The sequence below is a fragment of the Flavobacterium sp. GSA192 genome, assembly GCF_006386525.1.
In the GTDB taxonomy this organism is placed as follows: Bacteria; Bacteroidota; Bacteroidia; order Flavobacteriales; family Flavobacteriaceae; genus Flavobacterium; species Flavobacterium commune.
On the sequence record NZ_VAHC01000004.1, the window covers coordinates 23,635 to 45,104 of the forward strand.

The 21,470-nt window shown below is 33.4% G+C and carries 16 protein-coding genes; 1 reads left to right on the plus strand and 15 read right to left on the minus strand.

Features of this window, described 5'->3' with window-relative positions:
- Nucleotides 1-3: 3 nt before the first annotated feature.
- The 11 genes from FDM27_RS09170 to FDM27_RS09220 all read right to left on the minus strand — a co-directional run bounded on the left by FDM27_RS09170 (nucleotide 4) and on the right by FDM27_RS09220 (nucleotide 13,047).
- The gene (locus FDM27_RS09170; protein ID WP_071183919.1) at nucleotides 4-1,914 is read right to left on the minus strand and encodes a DUF3857 domain-containing protein; all 1,911 of its coding nucleotides are present in this window, start codon (nucleotides 1,912-1,914) and stop codon (nucleotides 4-6) included.
- A gap of 347 nt (nucleotides 1,915-2,261) precedes the next feature.
- The gene (locus FDM27_RS09175; protein ID WP_140486030.1) at nucleotides 2,262-3,755 is read right to left on the minus strand and encodes a hybrid sensor histidine kinase/response regulator; all 1,494 of its coding nucleotides are present in this window, start codon (nucleotides 3,753-3,755) and stop codon (nucleotides 2,262-2,264) included.
- A 155-nt stretch (nucleotides 3,756-3,910) separates the two neighbouring features.
- Entirely contained in the window at nucleotides 3,911-4,297 is a 387-nt protein-coding gene (locus FDM27_RS09180; RefSeq protein ID WP_140486031.1) for an STAS/SEC14 domain-containing protein, read from the minus strand.
- 85 nt (nucleotides 4,298-4,382) lie between these two features.
- A complete protein-coding gene (locus FDM27_RS09185; protein WP_140486032.1) occupies nucleotides 4,383-4,775 on the minus strand; it encodes an STAS/SEC14 domain-containing protein in 393 nt (130 codons plus the stop codon).
- Between the two features lie 3 nt (nucleotides 4,776-4,778).
- Nucleotides 4,779-7,184, minus strand: a complete 2,406-nt coding sequence (locus FDM27_RS09190; RefSeq protein WP_140486033.1) for an aminotransferase class I/II-fold pyridoxal phosphate-dependent enzyme — start codon at nucleotides 7,182-7,184, stop codon at nucleotides 4,779-4,781.
- A 201-nt stretch (nucleotides 7,185-7,385) separates the two neighbouring features.
- Nucleotides 7,386-7,838, minus strand: a complete 453-nt coding sequence (dtd, locus tag FDM27_RS09195; RefSeq protein WP_140486034.1) for a D-aminoacyl-tRNA deacylase — start codon at nucleotides 7,836-7,838, stop codon at nucleotides 7,386-7,388.
- A complete protein-coding gene (rsgA, locus tag FDM27_RS09200; RefSeq protein ID WP_140486035.1) occupies nucleotides 7,838-8,815 on the minus strand; it encodes a ribosome small subunit-dependent GTPase A in 978 nt (325 codons plus the stop codon). The genes dtd and rsgA overlap by 1 nt, the downstream gene beginning before the upstream one ends.
- Nucleotides 8,816-8,985: 170 nt before the next feature.
- On the minus strand, nucleotides 8,986-10,068 hold the full coding sequence (locus FDM27_RS09205) for a bifunctional 3-deoxy-7-phosphoheptulonate synthase/chorismate mutase type II (RefSeq protein WP_071183927.1): 1,083 nt from the start codon (nucleotides 10,066-10,068) through the stop codon (nucleotides 8,986-8,988).
- Nucleotides 10,069-10,125: 57 nt separating this feature from the next.
- Nucleotides 10,126-10,983 carry a prephenate dehydrogenase gene (locus tag FDM27_RS09210; protein ID WP_140486036.1) on the minus strand — a complete coding sequence of 286 codons (858 nt, stop codon included), beginning with the start codon at nucleotides 10,981-10,983 and terminating at the stop codon, nucleotides 10,126-10,128.
- Nucleotides 10,984-10,987: 4 nt separating this feature from the next.
- The gene (locus FDM27_RS09215; protein ID WP_140486037.1) at nucleotides 10,988-12,133 is read right to left on the minus strand and encodes a pyridoxal phosphate-dependent aminotransferase; all 1,146 of its coding nucleotides are present in this window, start codon (nucleotides 12,131-12,133) and stop codon (nucleotides 10,988-10,990) included.
- A 71-nt stretch (nucleotides 12,134-12,204) separates the two neighbouring features.
- On the minus strand, nucleotides 12,205-13,047 hold the full coding sequence (locus FDM27_RS09220; RefSeq protein WP_140486038.1) for a prephenate dehydratase: 843 nt from the start codon (nucleotides 13,045-13,047) through the stop codon (nucleotides 12,205-12,207).
- Nucleotides 13,048-13,338: 291 nt separating this feature from the next.
- Between FDM27_RS09220 and gldA the strand changes: the two genes are divergently transcribed.
- Nucleotides 13,339-14,235: a gliding motility-associated ABC transporter ATP-binding subunit GldA gene (gene gldA, locus FDM27_RS09225; protein WP_071183931.1), complete on the plus strand. Its 897-nt coding sequence runs from the start codon at nucleotides 13,339-13,341 to the stop codon at nucleotides 14,233-14,235.
- A gap of 72 nt (nucleotides 14,236-14,307) precedes the next feature.
- Here gldA and FDM27_RS09230 read toward each other — a convergent pair whose 3' ends face one another.
- The 4 genes from FDM27_RS09230 to metH form a co-directional block, all read right to left on the minus strand.
- Nucleotides 14,308-14,907 (minus strand): hypothetical protein, encoded by a 600-nt coding sequence (locus FDM27_RS09230; RefSeq protein ID WP_140486039.1) that lies wholly within the window; start codon nucleotides 14,905-14,907, stop codon nucleotides 14,308-14,310.
- Nucleotides 14,908-15,097: 190 nt separating this feature from the next.
- Complete coding sequence (locus FDM27_RS09235) at nucleotides 15,098-17,404, minus strand: TonB-dependent siderophore receptor (RefSeq protein WP_181161654.1); 2,307 nt, start codon at nucleotides 17,402-17,404, stop codon at nucleotides 15,098-15,100.
- 213 nt (nucleotides 17,405-17,617) lie between these two features.
- A complete protein-coding gene (gene metF / locus FDM27_RS09240; RefSeq protein ID WP_140486041.1) occupies nucleotides 17,618-18,571 on the minus strand; it encodes a methylenetetrahydrofolate reductase [NAD(P)H] in 954 nt (317 codons plus the stop codon).
- A gap of 84 nt (nucleotides 18,572-18,655) precedes the next feature.
- Nucleotides 18,656-21,337 carry a methionine synthase gene (gene metH, locus FDM27_RS09245; RefSeq protein WP_140486042.1) on the minus strand — a complete coding sequence of 894 codons (2,682 nt, stop codon included), beginning with the start codon at nucleotides 21,335-21,337 and terminating at the stop codon, nucleotides 18,656-18,658.
- Nucleotides 21,338-21,470 lie beyond the last annotated feature (133 nt).

Below are 21,470 nucleotides of genomic sequence, written 5' to 3' on the forward strand. Positions count from 1 at the left end.
GGTTTAAATTTTGGTTAAGATAATTTTAGCATTGTCATTTCTGGAAACCTGCTCCATGAAAAGACGGTATTGATCGTATTCGGTATTAGGATAAAACCCTTTATGGATAAATAAAGTTCTTTTATAAACTAAGTGAGTAGCATCTTTTTTTATAATTTCAGTCTTATATTCTCCAAACTTTGAACTCAATTCAAAATTAGACGGAAGAAATTCAATAGCATAATTCAAAGGCATTGCAACTTCAACCTCATCAACATCTACATACCCACGCTGAATTTCGAATGGATTTTTACGGTTTCTAATTCGCTTCACGGAACCCGTAAATTGATTGTAAGCATTGAGCGTAAAAATCATTTTTGCTCCCGAAACAGCAGCATAATTAACCGCATCTACAACCACATCCTCTACAAATACTATCTTTTCTTTATTATTAGAAAAATTAATTTTATTTAATTTAAGATTATTAATATTACTCCAATATTCCTTATAGTGCGTTTCCTTATCGTTTGGCTGACTATGTTCTAAACTTGCTTTGTTACTGTATTGAGAACCTTCTGAAGCAATAATTATGTTTCCTGATAAATTTCCTTTTTCATCAATGGTATAAGTTCCTTTGCTATTTTGCAGATTAGCTTTATCCTCATAAATTTTAGTATGGACAATTTCTCCCCCAGTTGGTTTTATTACCAATACAGTTCTGTCATCAGTAAATTTACCCTGGTATCCAAAAGGATCATCCTGACTGGTACACTCTAACCACACATAATCATTCTCAACAGGAATTGCTAATATCATGTGATTCCCCTGTATAGAAACAAAATCCGAAACAATATCCTTTTTTTGAGTATCGCCATATAAAATTGTGTTGTAAGACGGTACTCCAACAATATCCAAAAGTGCTCTGGTGTAATTAGTCAATGCTTTACAATCACCATAACCTAATCGATCAACATCATCAGCTAACATTGGTTTCCATCCTCCTATACCTACTTGAATACTAACATATCTTGATTTTTTTTGAACATAATCATAAATCAACTTAGCTTTCTTAACAGGTTCTGTTTCATTTCCAACAAGAGTTTTTATTTTATTGACAGTTTCAGGAGATAATTGAGTGGTCCCTGTCAAAATTTCGTCATAATACCATTTACCAAATTCCTCCCAAGAGGTTGCCGTTCCATCTTCTCCTTCCAGATTAAAGTACTCTAACCCCATCATTAATCTTGGAAAAATAACAGCAGTAGCACAATAAGGTTCTTGTTTTTGAGCTAAAATTCCGGTGGCTTTATAACTCAGCTGTGTATTAGTATCAGTAGTTTTTTGAATATTAAAACCCGAGAAATTAAATTCTTTCTTTTTAAAACCAAGAATACTGGGATAAGTAACATTTAAAACACTCTCTTCCACTCCTACAAGATAATCCTGAACCGGAAACCAACTAGGTATAAAAGCCGTATTTGAGGTCTCTATTTCACTTTCGTAAATTACTGTAAAAGGATATTGTGTAGGCGTATAATCCAGGTAAATATACCTGTTGTCTGAAAAAAGAGTACTGCCACTTATGGCACTTACATCTTTAAATTCCTTTCTCCTTATTTTCTTGATTTCATTACCAAAGACATCAACAACTTTTACTTCAATAGCTTTTACTGAGCTTTTTTTGTCATAATTTTCATAAGCATCTATTGAAGACAAACCACTTTCATTAAAAACAGTGATTACTCTTTTAGTTTTAATATTCATACTTCTTTGCGAAGAAATAACAACATCTATTTGATTTAGTCGAATAACAGCATTCGCATTTTCTTTTAAACTATCAGCAATAAGTAATAGAGGATACTCGCTTTTTTGTGCCTGAAGTTGAAATGCAAAAAACATTGAGATTATTGCAAATTGTATTTTCTTGATTTTCATATAAATTTTGAGAATATAAATAATGATTAAATCGAGGGAAAGACACCTAAATAAAATGCTTTTATTTTTTCTTTCCCAACTATCGATTATCACCAAAAATAAAACAAATCATACAAAATACAATCAATTATTTTTATTTTATTTAACAAGAAATAACCACAGCAGAATTCCTCTCTAAAATACACTAAAAAAATTGTTGTTTATGCTAATTTTCAAAACAAACATTTAAAAATAAACAAATTAGCTTTAAAAACAACTTTGAAATAAATCTATGGAGTAGTAAAAAATATTTTGCAAAAAACTATACGCAGTTACGAAAAGTAAAAATAAATTGCAAATCAACCCAATTACTCATTCCCAATAAGCGCTACAATAACAGCATGCAATTCAGCCGAATCAAAAGGCTTGGAAATATATTGGTTAATCCCTACTGCTTTACAGGCATTAGTAACCGTACTGGTAACTACGGCAGAAAGGGCAACAATTGGGATGTTTTTTTTAGTATGGTTTTTTAAATTTCGGATTGCCGAAGCCGCTTCGTAACCATTCATAACCGGCATCATCAAATCCATTATGATGACATCAAAATCTTCTGCAATAACAGCATCAACGGCTAATTGCCCATTAGCAACTACTACACATTCCATGTTAAATTTTGACAACAGTTTTTGCACTAAAACCTGATTAATGCGATTGTCTTCGGCCAAAAGTACTCTGGTAGTCCGGTCTTTAATATTTGTTTTTTTATCAGACGGTTTTTTGTCTATAAAAGATTTAGACACTGAGAAATAATAATCATTTTTTGAAAAAGGAAGTGTTATAATAAATTTAGTTCCGTTAGCCGGCTGACTCTTTACCTGAATATCGCCTTTCATTAAATAAACAATCTTTCTGACAATGGTTAAACCAAGACCAGAATCAGCATCATCACTCAACTGAACAAAAGGATTAAAAACTTCGGCTAATTTATCCTCGGCTATTCCCTTTCCGGAATCACTAATAACAAACTGAACCACATAAAAATCATCCTCCTCATCCTTAAACTTAATTTTTAATCTGATTTTCCCTTTTTCAGGCGTAAGCTTGATGGAATTATTGATTAAATTAAATAAAATTTGAGTAATTCTAACCGAATCGCCATTTAAAACCGTTGGTAACTCTTCATCGATGGATATTTTAAAATCTATTTGCTTTTGCTGGAACTTTGTCAAAAAAGTTTCCTGCACTACTCTGGTTAATTGACTTATTTGAAATGGTTTATTTGAAAAAACAGTCTGTTTTGCCTCCATTTTAGCTAAATCCAGAATATCATTGATAATTACTAACAAAATATCTCCCGACATCCTGATGTATTCTAATTGACTCTTCTCCTCTGAACCTAATACCGGACTATTTAATAATAAATCGGTAAATCCTAAAATCCCGTTAAGCGGAGTACGTATTTCGTGACTCACATTAGACAAAAATTGATCTCTTGACAATGTTAATTTTTCGATACGCTCTTTTTCTTCAACCAATTTTTCATTTATAGTTTCTACTAATTTTTTAGAAACCATAGCTGCTTTTAGCTCTTCAATATAAGTATTGAACCCCATGCAAAATACATCCAGCTCATCATGCGCATCTGAAATGGGCAAATAATTGAAAAAATCTCCTGCAAAACAATTGGATATTTGCTCAACAATAACAGCAGTTCTTTTCTTTTTGGAATCAATTTTCTCAGCCAAAAACAACAATTCCTCATAAACATCATCTAAACTATCTCCATGAGTTAGTTGCTCCTGAAACTCATCTTGGTTTATGGAGCGCACCAGGGCTAATATTTTTTCCAGTTTAGACATCTAATTCTTTTACATTCAATATTGAATAGGATAACATTTTTTACATTAACGAAAAAGTAAAACTATTATTACGTATTAAAAAATAAATATAAGAAATATCTTTTAAAAAACACAACCAACATTGTTAAATTAAAAAAAATATTACATTATATTATTTAACTCTGTTCTTTAACTTCTAATAACCAAGCTAATGCCTTCTCTTTATTTGTAAAAACTAAAAAGGGCATAATAGGTTTTTTTAATTTGATATAAGTGTTATAAATAAACTTTGTTATATGAGAATTCACTAATACCGCCACAGCATGTAAATAATTTTGACCATACTGATCAGCATAATCTCGAGCTTCTTTAGTAATGTTTTTCACATTGCTTAAATCATATAACCAATATTGATTTTTCCCTTCTGAAATTTCTTCTCTAAGCCTGACAACACCTTTCATCCTCTCAAGATCAACTTCTACTCCTTCACGGAATCTTGAAAACATTATCCCATTCTCTAACCAAAACGCTATATAATCATTTTTAACTGAACTATCTTTCATGATTTTCTACTTATTGAAACCAACTTATGTATTATTATTTATCTATAAAACGCTAAATATATAGTAATTTACACTTTATCCACTATTAGTGTTTCTCTTTCTTTTTTAATTCTTTCAACCAATTGACTGCATCATCTTTTTTAGTAAAACCCTTTAAAGGAACTGTACTATTCTTTAAGAGCATAAAAGTATTAAGAATATATTTGGCAACATGGGAATTCAACACTACTGCACAGGCATAAAGATGATCTTGTCCATATTGATCAGCATAATCACGAGCCTCTTTATTATAGGATTTAATTCCGTTAAAATCATAACACCAATATTGACTCTTTCCATCTGATATTTGATGACGTAAATCAATTATAGCTTTTATCTTTTCAATAGTAACCTCAGTTGGTTTTTTAAATTGAGAATAAAGAATATCTTTTTCTATCCAAAATTTAATAAAATCATTTTCGGCTTCTTTAGTATTCATTATTTACATATTTGAGTAAGAATTAATAATATCAAAATTGTAAGTATCCTGAATTCTAATATAAGCAAAAGTTGGTATACTAACTGCAGCATACTTTTGTTTTTCATAATCAGATGTTATTCCTAAATATGTTTTTGATTTCCCTAAATCATTACCTCTTTTCACCATATAATACATCACTTGTTTGTACAAATGATGAGACTTAACATAATCATAATTCAAACCAACAACAAGAGGACAGGAATGATTTTTACCTACAAAATGCCATATACAACCAATCAATTCTTCAGAATCTTTAATACGGAATTCTATAAATTCCCAGTCTTCATATTGAGATAAAATTTTGGCTATTTTGTTAGGATATGAAAAGAAATTAAACGCATAATTTGCTTTTTTAATATTGGTAAACAATTGATAATGTTTTTCAGCTTCAGCATCTGTCAATGTTTTTTTAATCGAAATATCATATTGATCTTCATATTTAAAAACATAACGTTTTATATTGTTTATACTATTTTTAGAACTCAAAAATGACAACAACTCATCTTTTGTATTCCATTTTGGAAGCGAAACAATATTAGTATTAGGCATACTCACTCTTACATAACCTTCATTTTCAAATACTTTTTGAAATTTAAAATCGGATTGAAAATCTCTCAAAATAACTACTTTAGAATTAGTTTCATTTTTTATTTTTTCAACTTCAACAAAAAAACTGTTTAATGCCTGATTTACCAAAACGTGTTCTGCATCTATATACAAATGTGTCCCTTCGGTAAATAAACATCCCATTGCTAATGTTTGCGAACAAAGATAATAAGGATTATGTTTACGTTCTTCCTCTATCTGTCTGGACACATTAGTATGAGACAACATATCATCCTTATAAATAGCTCCTGTAAAAAAAGTAGCTAATACAACATTTCCATCTTTATCTTTAATGATTACATAATGAAAACTCCAGTTCTCTTCTACTTTATCATTATTTGAAAAAATTTCTTCAATACACTTCAAACCGTTATAAGAATAATTTCCTTTATCACTAAAAAAACGATCCCATAAACAAGGCTCTATTTCACTGATACTTTTATATTTCTCAACAAAAACATTCTTCTCCTCAATAATCTTTTCTATTAGTTTTCCTTTAAAAGGAATATTGAACACTTTATAAATTTTCTCTAAATCCTCATTTTCCTCTTCAACAGCTAAATGAAAATTTTTATTTATTGAAGAAACTAATTGATCAATATCTTTTTTAGTATTATGCCTAGTTAATGTAAAACGCAATCCTGTTTTATCATTGGGTACAACTGGATATGTTGCCGTATTTACATAAAAACCATCAGCCAGAACTTTCTGAATTAAATTATGTGTCACTTTTGCCGAACCTGTACCAATAAAATAAATAGGAGTTTCCTCTGAAGAAGTATTAGTCAAATTAAACTCCGCCAATTTAATATTTAAATACTTAATTAACTCTTTCAACTCATTTTGATACTCATCTATTTCATCCGAAAGTAAGATTTCTGCCGAACCAATAGCAGCCCCAACATTGGCAGGAGATAAAGGATGCGTATATGCCAAAACTCCTCCATATATGTTTATTTTCCGATACATTTCTTTATCATTAAAAATAGCAATACCACCTATACTCCCAAAACCTTTTGCTAAAGTACTAATCAAAACTACTCTTTCATTATACTTAAAACTCCCGAATACTGTACCACATCCTTTATTCCCAGTCCAGCCTACCCCGTGTGCGTCATCAAAATACAAATGTAATTTTGGATATTTTTCTAATAAATAAAGTAATTCTTTCTTATGCGGCAAATCCCCATACATTGAATAAACCCCATCAGCCATATACCAAATTTTATTGTATTGATTATAACCTCGTTTAATGAAATCCTCCAACATTTCCATATTATTATGCCGAATCATCTTTACCATAGTTCCTTGCAATTTTGCAAATTGAGAAGGATATTGAACACTATAATGCACTTGTTGATCCAGAATAATCAAATCATTTGATTCAACTATAGTCCCAATAATAGATTGATGAGCAACAGAAGTTGACGTATAAATAATAACAGGGCGATTATCAAAGATTCTACTAACTAAATTCTCTAATTCTTCAAGATAAGGTGCTTTTATAAAAGTTCTGGAAATTGAAAAATGCGACCCGTATTTATCCAATAATTCATGACTTTTAGCTAATATTTTGGGGTGTTTTTCTAATCCTAAATAACCACAGGTACCAAAATTCACTAATTCACGTCCTTTAATAGTAAATTTTTCACCATTAAAACTTTGCTCTTCAGAATTAATATGCATAATTCCTTTTTCCTTAGCTGCAGTAAAAATATAATCGACTACATCATAAGTGTTAGTGTGTTTAATTTTTGCCAAATCATCAAATATTAAAATAATTAACAAATAATTTCGTATAAATATTTTTTTTCAGGTTACCAAATAGGCATACTGAAAAATTAACACAAAACTATTCGGGGCAAAATAGCATTGATTTACCGTGATTTACACATAAGGTGTACATAATCAAATATAACAAAAAAAGGATAACTCATGAAGGAGTTGAGCTTTAAACCAAGTTTATTCCCTGTTTTTACTATCGATCCATATAGTTACAGGACCATCATTAAGTAGGGCTACTTTCATATCAGCACCAAATTCACCGGTTTGAACTTTTTTACCAATTTCTGATTCTAATTTTCGAACAAAATTTTCATAAAGCGGAATCGCAATTTCAGGTTTGGAAGCTTTTATATAAGAAGGTCTGTTTCCTTTTTTAGTGCCAGCATGAAGTGTAAACTGACTTACCACAATAATATCGCCATCAACATCTTGGACTGATAAATTCATCACATTGTTTTCATCACCAAAAATGCGAATTTTAGCAATTTTAGCAACTAACCAATCAATATCTTCTTGTGTATCGGCATCTTCAATACCAACAAGAACCAATAAACCTTTATTTATTTCAGCAACAATTTTATTATCTATAGTAACCGATGCCGACGAAACTCTTTGAATTACAACTCTCATTAACCTCTGGATTTATCACTATTCTTTCTGTCCTCGTCATAAATATCGGTACGGTAATGTTCGTCATCTCCTTCTAACAATTTAAGATAGCTATTGTAACGCGACCACGAAATTTCTTCTCTTTCTAAGGCTTCTTTTATAGCACATTTAGGTTCTTCCTTGTGAAGGCAATTATTAAACTTACATTTATCTTTCAACTTAAAGAACTCTGGAAAATAACCACTAATTTCTTCTTTTTCCATATCTACCACACCAAAACCACGAATTCCGGGAGTATCAATAATTTTAGCTCCAAAAGAAAGATCAAACATTTCGGCAAAAGTAGTGGTATGCTGTCCTTGCGAATGAGATTCAGATATTTGTTTAGTCTTTAAATTCAAAGTAGGTTCTATAGCATTCACCAAAGTTGATTTTCCAACTCCCGAATGCCCCGAAAACATACTTACCTTATCTTTCATCAAATCAATCAGCTTATCCAGACCTTTACGCTCTTGTGCGGAAACACGCAAACATTGGTAACCGATATTTTCATAAGTATATTGCAGGAACAACTGCTCATCCAAGGCTGCTTCATCAAAAGTATCAATCTTATTAAACACTAAAATAGCTTCGATGCCATAAGCCTCAGCAGTCACCAAAAAACGATCAATAAAACTGGTGGTAGTTGGCGGATTATTAATCGTTACCAACAAGAAAACAATATCAATATTAGAAGCAATGATATGGGTTTGTTTGGAAAGATTAACCGATTTTCTGACAATATAATTTTTCCTGTCCTGAATAGTATTAATCACACCTGTTATCTGGGCATTTGATTCTTCTAATTCAAAATCAACACGGTCGCCTACAGCGATAGGATTAGTACTTTTAATACCTTTCATCCTAAACTTTCCTTTTATTCTACACTCTACAAAATTCCCTTCATCGGATTTTACCGTGTACCAGCTTCCTGTTGATTTATAAACGATTCCTGTCATTTTCAGATTTTAGATATCAGATTCCAGATTTTAAATTAATCTAAAACCTTTGCAAAGATAAATGATTGTTTTTGGTATACTATTGAAAAAAGAGAGGTTTTTATATGCTAAAAAAAATCCCTTCAGCTTTTGTAAAGCCAAAGGGATTTTCATTTTATATTTCAAGTCAATTATCCGTTGATAATTTTCTCTTGGTGCTCAATACTCTCTTGGTGAATTGATTTGAATAATTTAGTGATAAATTCAGCAGACAATCCTTTCTTAGCTCCTTCTGCCACCATTTTCTCCTGAATTTCATTCCAACGAGTATTTTGCAGAACAGCTACATTGTTTTCTTTTTTCACCTGACCAATTTCGTCAGCAACTTTCATTCTTTTTCCTAAAAGCTCTAATAAATTAGCATCTAAAACATCGATATTAGCTCTTAATTTCGTCATTTTTTGTTCGAAATCAGCAGTATCACCGCTCACTTTTCTCACTTTTAAGTCTTTCAGGATTTGTTTTAACGCATCTGGAGTAACTTGTTGAGCAGCATCAGACCAAGCATTATCCGGGTCAATATGTGTTTCGATAATCATACCATCATAGTTCAAATCTAAAGCTTCCTGAGTTACTTCAAGAATCATATTACGGTTTCCTGTAATGTGAGATGGATCGATGATTAATGGTAAATCAGGGAATTTATTTTGCAATTCGATAGCAATTTGCCATTCTGGAATATTTCTGTATTTAGTTTTCTCATAAGTAGAGAAACCTCTGTGGATTACTCCTAAATTCTTGATACCAGCCATGTGTAAACGCTCAACACCACCAAGCCATAAAGCCATATCAGGGTTTACCGGGTTTTTAACCAATACAATTTTATCAGTTCCAGCTAATGTATCAGCAATTTCCTGAACTGCAAATGGATTAGCCGTTGTACGAGCTCCAACCCATAATACATCGATATCATATTCTAAAGCTAATTTACAGTGAGCCGCTGTAGCAACCTCAGTTCCCATCAACAATCCTGTTTCTTCTTTAGCTTTTTTCAACCATTTTAATCCTATTTCTCCAATTCCTTCAAATCCTCCCGGACGAGTTCTTGGTTTCCAAATTCCTGCTCTAAATACGCTTACATCAGAATTTTTCAATTCGTGAGCAATTTTTAATACTTGCTCTTCAGTTTCAGCACTACAAGGTCCTGCTATCACAAATGGATGATTCAATTTGAAAGCATCCAACCAATTTCTCATTTCTTTTGTGTTTTCCATCTTTTTAGTTATTTATTCTTTTAATTATGTGTTGTTATTATTCTTCTATTTTTTACTCTATTTTTTAACGCTTATTCCGTTTAGTATTTCTCTGATTTTATTTACGCTTGCCATTTCTTCATAAATTGCATTGTAATCATCCTGTACTAATAAATCTCTAAACTGAGTCAGATTCGAAATATATTCTTCTAATGATTCTAAAACCTGTGCTTTATTCTGTTCGAAAATTGGCGTCCACATCGCTGGTGAACTTTTAGCTAAACGCACCGTACTTTCAAAACCGGAACCCGCCATATCAAAAATATCCTGCTCGTGTTTTTCTTTATTAATCACTGTTTTTCCTAACATAAAGGAACTAATGTGCGATAAATGCGAAACATAAGCAATGTGTTTATCATGCGATTTTGGATCCATATAACGAATACGCATTCCCATAGCTTTAAACACTTCTAATGCTTTTTCCTGTAATTTGAAAGCCGTTTTTTCTACTTCGCAAATGATATTTGTTTTATCTCTAAACAAATTTCTCAAAGCTGCCGAAGGCCCCGAAAATTCCGTTCCGGCAATAGGATGAGTGGCAATAAAATTTCTTCTTTTAGGATGATTCGCTACCGCTTTACAAATTGGATTCTTAGTCGAACCTACTTCTAAAACAATGGCATTTTCTCCAACTAAATCCAATACTTTAGGCAATAAACTAATGGCAACATTTACAGGAACCGACACAATTACAAAATCTGCTTCCTGCAAATCTTCCATTGTAGCCGCAACATCAATAACTCCTAACTCTAATGCTTGCTGCAAATGTTTTTCGTTATTGTCTATTCCGTAAATAGTAGCTTCCGGATAAAGTGCTTTGATGTCTAAAACCATCGAACCACCTATTAATCCTACACCTATTACAAATACTTTCATTTTGTTAAAATCTATCTATTGCTTCCTGAACTTTCTCTTCTTTCACACATAATGCAAATCGAATATACCCTTCTCCATTAGAACCGAAAATAGTTCCCGGCGCAATAAAAATATATTTTTCATGCAAAATCTGATCGATGAATTTTTCTGCTGATGCTATTCCTTCAGGCAATTTTGCCCAAACAAATAATCCTACTCCTGCTGCATAAACGGTACAACCTAACTTTTCAGCTAATTGCTCTGTTAAAACACGGCGTCTTTTATATATTTCATTCATGGAATCAAACCATGATTGATCACTTTTTAATGCTTCGATAGCTCCTTTTTGGATTCCAAAAAACATTCCGCTATCCATATTACTTTTTACTCTTAAAACAGCATCGATAAGCTCCGCATTTCCTGAAACCATTCCTACTCGCCATCCCGCCATGTTAAAAGTCTTACTCAATGAGTTCAGCTCTAAAGCCACATCTTTAGCTCCTTCTACCTGTAACAAACTCATCGGATTGTCATTCAAAACAAAACTGTATGGATTGTCATTCACTAACAGTATATTATTTTTTTTAGCAAAAGCCACCAATTTTTCAAATAACTCTATACTTCCTCTGGCTCCTGTTGGCATGTGCGGATAACCTATCCACATTAGCTTCACTTTCGATAGATCTAATTTTTCTAAAGCTTCAAAATCAGGTTCCCAATTATTAGCTTCTGCCAAATCATAATAAACCGCTTCTGCTCCTACTAAATTCGTAACCGAAGTATAAGTTGGATATCCCGGATTAGGAATTAAAACCTGATCTCCTTCGTTCAAAAATGCCAACGAAATGTGCATGATTCCTTCTTTCGAACCCATCAATGGCAAAATCTCCGTATTTGGATTTAATTCTACCTGAAAATTATTCTTATAGAAAGCCGCCATACTACTTCTCAATTCCGGCAATCCCTGATAACTTTGATATCCATGTGCATTTTCATCTTGAATAGCCAATGCAACAGCATCAATAACAGCTTTCGACGGTGCCAAATCAGGGCTTCCAATTCCCATATTAATGATAGGTTTTCCCTCTGATGCCAATTGTCTCACTTCTCTCAATTTTGATGAAAAGTAGTATTCTTCAACTGTGTTTAATCTATTTGCTGTTGTAATCATTTTATTCTTTGCTTTTGAACTATTCTCGACTTTGCTCGAATTGACAATCTGCTTATATTTTTTACTCTTTTTTAATCTTCATTTATTAAAGGCTTGGTATTTCTATATTCTCCCAATACTTTAAAATATTCTGCCATAATTGACACTAACGATTTTGCTTTGGCGTAATCTTCATATTTTTCGAAAGTAACATCCACGAAAAAAGAATATTTCCAAGGTGTTTCAATTTTTGGCAATGATTGAATTTTAGTCAAATTCATTTTACAATCGCTCATCACATTCAAAACCGCTGCTAAGCTTCCACGTTTATGATCCAATTCAAATTTTAAAGAAGCTCTGTTTATTTCATTTTCAGGAACAAATGAATTCTCTTTATTAATAATAACAAAACGGGTCATGTTATTTTTAATCGTTTGAATTTTGGGAGCCAAAATCTCTAAACCATACATTTCAGCAGCTACTTTACTGGCAATTGCCGCAACTCCTGTAAGTTGATTTTCCTGAATTCTACGAGCCGTTTCAGCCGTATCCTTATCTTCAACCAATTTGATGTGCGGATATTGCTTCAAGAAATCCATACATTGCAACAATGCCATTGGATGCGAATAAACTTCTTTTATATCGGCAATACTTTGTCCTTTTAATGCCATCAAATTTTGATGAATCCTCAAATAATGCTCCCCGATAATATGTAAATCATTCTTATCAATTAACGCATAGTTTGGAATAATAGGACCTGCAATAGAATTCTCGATAGCCATTACTGCCTGACTTGATTTTCCTGACAAAAGACTATCTACCAATTCATCAAAAGACAAACACTCATCTACAACCACATCTTGATCATAATATTCCTGAGCCACCTGATGATGAAAAGAACCAACTATACCTTGTATCGCAATTTTTGTTTCCATTTATTCAAAAAAAAATCCTGATTTTCATCAGGATTGTATATTAGTTTTATTTGTTTATCTTATATTTTCAAATTACCATAGCACAATCCTTATCTCTCGCTAAAGAAATAAAAAGAAGTACTAAAATAGAAACGGTTATTTGACATTTTGATATAATTTGCTGTAAATATTTTTTTTTACTTTGCAAATGTAGAATTTATTTTTAATTCAGCAAAAAATATTTTGCATTTTGTACAAAAAAAATAAAGCAATACTTTTTCTGTTTATTTTTGCTTCAAATATCAAAGAAACATGTCAATAGAAGTAAAAAATATATCCAAAAGTTATGGTGACCAAAAGGCATTGGACAACATTTCGTTTTCTATACAAAAAGGAGAAATCGTTGGTTTCCTGGGACCAAATGGAGCAGGAAAATCGACCTTAATGAAAATATTGACAACTTACCTTGCTGCCGACGAGGGTACAGCCTTAGTAAACGGACAAGACATCAGCACTAATCCAAAAGCAGTTCAACTTTCTATTGGTTATTTACCGGAACACAATCCATTGTATTTAGATTTGTACGTGAGAGAATATCTCGCTTTTAACGCCGATGTTTACAAAATATCCAAATCAAGAATTGAAGAAGTAATCGAACTCACCGGATTAAACACCGAAAGTCACAAAAAAATAAGCCAACTTTCTAAAGGTTACCGTCAACGTGTAGGACTGGCTAATGCTTTACTTCATAATCCAGACGTATTGATTCTGGACGAACCAACTACAGGGTTAGACCCAAACCAACTTTTAGAAATACGCAACGTAATTAAAAACGCAGGAAAAGACAAAACCGTTTTTCTTTCTACTCACATCATGCAGGAAGTAGAAGCTATTTGCGACCGTGTCATCATTATCAACCAGGGAAAAATTGTCACCGATAAAAAACTAAACAATTTAATCTCTGCAGATAAAGAACAAATTATCGAAGTGGAATTTGATTACCAAATCGAAGAACAAGCTATTGCCAGAATTCCACATTTAAAATCATACAAAAACACTCATGATTTCTCCTGGGAACTCACATTTATAGCCGACAAGGATATGCGTCCTGCGGTTTTTGACTTTGCTCATGACAACGGTCTAAAGACTTTACAACTTAATCAGAAAAATAAAAATCTGGAAGCCGTATTCAGAGAGATTACCAAATAATTAAAAAAAAATCTATACAAAAAGGACACCAACCGCAATATCTCAGCACTGTCCTTTTTTCATAAGGAGGATTTACTCCCCTCCGGTAGTTTTCGCTTCTTCAAGAGTTTTCGTTCCTGCAGCTTTTGTAGACAACAAAGCAGGAACAGGATGCTGAACATTAGTATTTGGTGTAGACTGAACATCTGAAACAGCAGCATTTACAGCCGGCTTAGAATTTAATGGTGTACCTACAGCTATATCACAACGATGCCCTTTTTCCCCATGTGGCGGATTCATTCCTTCAGCAGTTACTACTTTAGGTGTGGACATTTTAGAGGTTATTGTCTGAGTAGCCTGAGGCTGAACATTCGTTTGACTAACAGCAGCAGCACTTTTATTTGAAGGACTATTTAAAGGAGCACCAACAGGGATATCACAACGGTGATTAGGCTGACCATGTGCAGGATTAACAGCTCCTACAACAGATGCAGAGGAAGCCGTAACAACATTATTTTCACGAAACAAATTATGCTGTTCAACTACCGGAGTTTGCGGACTATTAGCTGTAACCGTTTGTTGTGTAAAAGGCACTACAGCCCCATCCATAACTTGGGCTTTTTTACTATCATCATTTTTACAAGATGTAAAAGTTACAACAGTAGCTAAAAAAATATAATAAAAATGTTTCATCTTGAAAAAACTATTACAGTGAACTCAAATATAGCATTTTAACAGCTAAAAATCAAAATATTATCATTTCAATCTATATTACAGTATTAATATTGCCCCCTAATGACTTAGCCAAGTTATTATAAATAAAGAAACACAAAAAAAGCATCGCCTTATTAAAACGATGCTTTTTAAGTTTATGATTAAAAAATTAGAATTTAAAAGCCAGACTAACTAAAAAATTTATAGTTTTTTGCGGCATTCCAGTTGCATTCCAATATTTTTCATTTAAAAGATTATTTCCTTTTAATGCTATTCTATATTTTGGCTGATCATAAAATAATGCTGTATTCAACAAAGTGTATGACGGAAGAACAAATGTATTAGTTGTTTCAAACCAAGAATCACTAACATAATTCCCACCTACTCCAATTCCTAAACCTTTAATTTCCCCCTCTGGAACAGCATAACTTGCCCAAATATTAGCTACATTTTTAGGGCTAGCCGCAAGTGACTTCCCTAATAATGCGGTACTCGCTCTTGTATATTTATTTTCATTATAAGCATATCCGGCTACTATATTCAAACCTGGAATTGGATTAGCTATAAGTTCAACATCAACTCCTTTACTACTTTGGGTTCCGTCCTGAATAGTATAATTTGTTACTGCATCTTTATAATTAGAATTAGTGACTTTTATATCATAGTAACTAATCGATCCGCTGAGTTTATTATCTAAAATATCTACTTTAATACCCGTTTCCCATTGTGTACCATATTGAGAATCTAATTTCAATACACTATTATCGGGCTGAACAACCGGAGCTAAATTTGTAAAACCATTCATATAGTTTGCAAATACAGAAATCTTTCCTTCAACAGGTTGATAGACCAATCCAAATTTTGGCGCTAGAGAAGTTTGTTGATATGCGGTATTAGGTGCGTAAATCCCTGTTGAAACATTATAAGTCCCTTTGGTAGAAAATCTATCTACACGCAAACTTAACATTGCCATTAAAGATGGGGTCAAATTAACAACATCCGAAATATAAAATCCATAAGTCTCAGCTTTTGTATTACTGGCACTAAAACCTTTGGCATATGACAAATCTCTTATTTTTTCTGCATTAAAATCATTTAAAGGCTGATTCACATTGATCACATCATAATTTATACCAACAACTCGATTTAATTCATTATAAGCATTATTATAATCCAACCCAATTAACATTCTATTTCTAAGAGACCCTATTTTAAAATCTCCTATGAAATTCTGTTGTAAATGAATATTCCCAAATGTTTCTGGAGTTTGATTTCTAATAACCCTGGTTGCTGTAGAATCAGTCAAAACATTCAAATTTGTCCAAAGCAAGTGTTTGTAGTATCCCACTGAACTTAAAAATTTTGTTTCGGATTTCCATTGATCTGATATTTTATAATCTATTTGTGCTCCTAAATTATTTACTCCTATTTCTGCATCTACATCATTATTTATATAAGAACGATTATAATCAAATTCCAAATCCTCAAAACTTCTTGCTAAAACATTAGTTAAAGAACCTATTGAAATGGTAGTCATAGTATAAGCGCTTTTTGTAATATCTAAATCAACAGAGAACTTTAATCGATCAGTTACCTGATATGAAAAAGAGGGAGCAAAAACATAGTTTTTAGCATAGCCCTGATCTTGAAAAGAACCTTCAGATTGCCCTGCAACATTTAATCTTAATAAAGCCGTTCTTTCTTTATTTAACGGAGTATTTACATCTGCAGCAACTCTAGTGAAATTAAAACTTCCTGCAACAAAACTAACTTCTCCTCCAAAAACCCCAAAAGGTTTTTTAGTCACATAATTATAAACCCCGCCAAAAGAAGTATTCCTAGTCCCTCCAAACAGAGTACCTGAAGGTCCCTTAATAAACTCAATACTTTCCAAAATTGCTGGATTTAATGGATAAACCGGACTAGTATTCATACCATTGAGCATTCCACTTGTATTCGAAAACCCTCGCATCGTTAATCCCTGAGAACCACCTGCCGAATAATTAGGAACAGCACCCGGAACATTTCTATAAATATCAGTACGTTCTAAAACAATTTGTTCTTTCATCAAATCTTTACCCACTACATTATAAACTTGTGGGTTTTCGAGGTTTTTAAGCGGTAAACGAGCTATAGATTTAGTTTCTTTTTTTGCAAATTTATTTTTATTGCCATAAATACTTACCTCATTCAATTGAGTCAAATCTTCCATCAAAACAATATCATCTATAACGGTAATTCCTTCTGTTTTAACTTGAACATTTTTTTCTATTGTTAAATAACCTAATCTCCTAATCACAAAAACAGTTTGCCCGATTGATACGTTACTCAACTTAAAAACACCATTCTCATCGGTTTGTACTCTTTTATTCGTTTTTTTAAGCACAACTATTACAGCTTCTATTGGTTTACCTGTAACATCTTTTACAACACCAGAAACTACACCATTATTAGTTTGCGAATATCCAATTGACATGAAAAAAATTAGCAAAAAACTAAACCAAATATTATTTTTTCTCGACTTATATACACAAATACAATTCATTCTAATTATTTTTTAATTAATAAGCCGCAAAACTATAAAATAAAAAGAAAGCTACAAAATTATTTTTATTTATTCTAAATTAAAACAAATTAAAAGGGCGTAAAAAAACTCGTGTAATTTTATTCACACGAGTTTTATATTTATTTAAAACAGCTGACTTGCTATTTGATGAATATTATCTGATTTACCCATCGAATAATAATGTACACAAGGCACTCCAAATTCAATCAACTCTTTAGACTGTTGAACCGCAAACTCTACTCCAATCTGACGAACTGCTGCATTGTCTTTAGCGTTTTCAATAGCACTAATCAAACTTTCAGGCATATCCAACCAAAAAACCTGTGGCAATAATTGCAAATGGCGCTTTACAGCTACCGGTTTGATTCCCGGAATAATTGGCACCGTAATACCTATAGCACGGGCAGCTTCAACGAATTTAAAATAACGTTGGTTGTCAAAAAACATTTGCGTCACAATATAATCAGCTCCGGCATCTACTTTTTCTTTCAGTCTTTTCAAATCAGCCTCTAAGCTTGGTGCTTCGATATGTTTTTCGGGATAACCAGCTACACCTACACAAAAATCAGGTGCGTTTTGAATAGGCAATTCACCGTGCAAAAACTTCCCTGCATTCATCGCTTTAATTTGTTTAACCAAATCCACTGCATAATGATTCCCTCCAATAGTTGGTTCGAAATATTTCTCCCCTTTCATAGGATCACCACGAAGTGCAACCAAATTATCAATTCCTAAATATTGGCAATCTACCAATAAATATTCGGTTTCTTCTTTGGTAAAACCACCACACAAAACATGAGGAATAGCGTCAACACCATACTTATGTTGAATAGAAGCACAAATTCCCACCGTTCCCGGACGCATACGCGTAATTCTTCGATCAAAAAGGCCGTCTTTCTCGATATAAACATACTCTTCTCTGGAAGTAGTAACGTCTATAAAAGGCGGATTAAACTCCATCAATGGATCGATGTTTACATACAATTCGTTGATATTACTCCCTTTTTGTGGCGGGACAATTTCAAATGAGAATAAAGGTTTCCCTTTTGCTTTCTCTAAGTGCTCTGTTACTTTCATGTGTATTGTTTGTTGTTTATTGTTTGTTGTTTTCGTTCTGGTCTAAAACCATAAACGACAAACCAACAAACAAAAACGATCTTTTTAATCTGCTATATTAGGACTCAACCATTTCATGGCTTTGTCTGTTGAAATACTTCTTCGTTTAGCGTAATCAATTACCTGATCTTCTTTTATTTTTCCAAGTCCGAAATACCTGCTTTCCGGATTTGCAAAATAATATCCTGAAACCGATGCCGCCGGCCACATAGCCATACTTTCGGTCAAAGTTACTCCAATTTCCTCTTCTACTTTTAACAATTTCCAAATCGTTGGTTTTTCCAAATGGTCAGGACAGGCCGGATATCCTGGAGCGGGACGAATTCCTTTGTAATTTTCTTTGATTAATTCTTCGTTCGACAAAGATTCATCGGCATCATAACCCCAAAATTCTTTACGTACTTTTTCATGTAAATATTCGGCAAAAGCTTCAGCCAAACGATCCCCTAAGGCCTTAACCATAATCGAGTTATAATCGTCTAAATTATCACGATATTCATCAGCCCATTCATCAACACCAAAACCGGTTGTCACACAAAAAGCTCCCATGTAATCAATCACTTCATTGTCTTTTGGCGCAATAAAATCGGCTAATGCAATATTAGGTGCACCTTTAGTTTTTTGTGATTGCTGACGCAAAGTCAGGAATTTTTCTAATTCTTTTCCGCTTTCATCATACAATTGAATATCATCATCATTCACCTGATTGGCAGGAAAAACTCCATAAATCCCTTTAGCTGTGAATTTCTTTTCTTTCAAAATCACTTCCAACATCTCTTGTGCATCTTTAAACACCGAAGAAGCTTGCTCCCCTACCACTTCATCGGTCAGGATAGCCGGATATTTCCCATACAATTCCCATGTTTGAAAAAACGGAGTCCAGTCAATATAAGGAACTAAAACATCCAAATCTACTTCTAAACTTTTTGTCCCGATAAAATTAGGTTTCTTAGGCGTATAATTGGCCCAATCCAACTGTAATTTATTCTTACGGGCATCTTCAATAGACAGGAAATTTTTATCTCTCGAACGATTCAGGAACGATTCTCTAAAAGCATCATACTCTTCTCGAATGCCGTTCATGTAAGATTCTTTATTCTGATCTAATAAATTTCCAGCCACAGTAACCGCTCTCGAAGCATCATTTACGTGAATTGCAGTTGCACGATATTGCGGCGCAATTTTCACGGCGGTATGCGCACGCGAAGTGGTTGCTCCACCAATCATCACAGGAATTGTTAGATTTCTTCTATCCAATTCTTTGGCTAAAAACACCATTTCGTCCAGCGAAGGCGTAATCAATCCGCTCAATCCAATAATATCTACATCGTGTTCCAATGCAGCTGCAATAATTTTTTCTGGCGGAACCATCACCCCAAGGTCGATGATTTCGTAATTATTACAAGCCAATACCACCGAAACAATATTTTTTCCAATATCATGTACATCCCCTTTTACGGTTGCCATCAATATTTTCCCATTTCCTTCCTTATCTCCTGCTTGTTTACTTGCTTCAATAAATGGCAACAAATAAGCAACGGCTTTTTTCATTACACGTGCCGATTTAACTACCTGCGGCAAGAACATTTTTCCGCTTCCGAATAAATCCCCAACCACATTCATACCCGCCATCAAATTGATTTCGATTACTTCGATTGGTTTAGTTGCAGCTAATCTGGCTTCCTCAACATCTTCCTCAATAAATTGGTCAATTCCTTTTACCAAGGCGTGAGTAATACGATCTTGGAAACTACCATTTCGCCATTCCTGCACCGCTTTCTCATTGCTTTTACCTTCACCTTTTACGCTTTCGGCAAAATCCAACAAACGCTCTGTGGCATCGTCTCTTCTATCTAAAATTACATCCTCTACATATTCTAACAAATCCTTTGGAATGTCATCATAAATAGTCAACATCTCCGGATTTACAATTCCCATTGTCATCCCCGCTTTGATAGCATGATACAGAAAAACCGAGTGCATCGCTTCACGCACCACATCATTCCCACGGAAAGAAAAGGATACGTTACTCACCCCACCACTAATATGTGCGTGCGGTAAATTAGCTCTCACCCATTCGGTTCCCCTAAAGAAATCAAGAGCATTCAATCGGTGTTCTTCCATTCCGGTTGCCACTGGAAATATATTCAAATCGAAAATAATATCCTGAGGTGGGAAACCTACTTTATTCACCAAAATATCATACGAACGCTGGCAAATCTCTACTCTACGATCGTAATTATCTGCCTGACCTACTTCGTCAAAAGCCATAACAATCGCCGCAGCACCGTAACGCTTGATCAATTTTGCGTGATGAATAAACTGTTCTTCGCCTTCTTTTAACGAAATCGAGTTTACCACACATTTCCCTTGCACCACTTTCAATCCTGCTTCGATAATGTGCCATTTCGAACTGTCAATCATAATTGGCACACGGGCAATATCCGGTTCGGCAGCAATGAGGTTCAGGAATTTCACCATCGCGTATTCGCCATCAAGCATTCCCTCATCCATATTAATATCGATGATTTGCGCTCCTCCTTCTACCTGCTCTTTAGCAATACTCAACGCTTCGTCGTATTTCTCCTCTTTAATCAATCGAAGAAATTTTCTAGATCCTGTAACATTTGTACGCTCCCCAACGTTTACAAAAACGCTTTCGGGCGTAATAATCAAAGGTTCTAATCCCGATAAAACTAAATTTCTTCTTGGTTCTACTACTGCCATTTTTTTATTTTATTTTTTTCAACGGATTGAAATCCGTTGCTACAAAATTGGTCGTTCCTACGGAACTTTATTTTTTATTCGTCCAAGTCATTGCGAGGTACGAAGCAATCTCATCAAGTTACATTCGTTATGT